The organism is Mesorhizobium sp. M2E.F.Ca.ET.209.01.1.1, assembly GCF_004010375.2.
Lineage (GTDB): Bacteria > Pseudomonadota > Alphaproteobacteria > Rhizobiales > Rhizobiaceae > Mesorhizobium.
The window spans coordinates 1-852 of record NZ_SADP02000066.1; the positions used below are offsets into that span (position 1 = coordinate 1).

1 protein-coding gene is annotated in these 852 nt (G+C 61.0%); it reads left to right on the forward strand.

All coding sequences use genetic code 11. The annotated features are described in order from the left end of the window. Nucleotides 1-174: 174 nt before the first annotated feature. On the forward strand, nt 175-852 hold a 678-nt coding region (locus EN852_RS34560; RefSeq protein WP_135879565.1), incomplete at its 3' end, for an SDR family NAD(P)-dependent oxidoreductase.

Below are 852 nucleotides of genomic sequence, written 5' to 3' on the forward strand. Positions count from 1 at the left end.
ACGTGCGGCGGCGGCGAAGGATCGCTCCTCGGCGACCTTGGCGAACATGGCCAAACCTTCGAAATCCGGCGCTTTTGACATCGTCAATCCTGCAATGGTTGTTTGCAAATATTGCTATTTTGAAAGGAGATGCCTGTCCATATGTCTCCGTCACCCACAACAGGAGTGACGAAAGTGACAAGGAAACTCGAAGGAAAGATCGCCGTGGTGACCGGCGCCAGCGGCGGCATCGGCCTCGGCATCGCCAAACGCTTCGCCGCCGAAGGCGCGCATGTCTATATTACCGGACGACGCAAGGCCGAGATCGACAGAGCCGTCGCTGCAATCGGGAAGAACGCCACCGGCATTCAGGCCGACTCGACCAGTTTTGCCGATCTCGACCGCCTCTATGCCCAGGTGAAAGCGGAAAGCGGCCGCATCGATGTGCTCTCGGTCAATGCTGGCGGCGGTTCCATGTTGCCGCTTGGCCAGATAACCGAACAGCACTTTGACGAAACGTTCGACCGCAACGTCAAGGCCGTCTTGTTCACGGTGCAGAAGGCGCTCGCCCTGCTGACCGACGGTGCCTCGGTGATTCTCACCGGTTCAACCGCCGGCTCGACCGGCACGGCGGCGTTCAGCGTCTACAGCGCCTCGAAGGCGGCCCTGCGTAATTTTGCCCGCAGCTGGATAATCGACCTGAAGGAGCGACAGATCCGTGTCAACATCCTCAGCCCCGGCCCAACCCGAACAACGGGCCTCGCTGAGCTTGCCGCACCCGAAGCCGAGCAGCAGAAGGGCCTGCTTGATTTCCTTGCTGCCCAGGTACCGATGGGCCGCCTTGCCGATCTCGTCGGGATCGCCAAGCCGGCC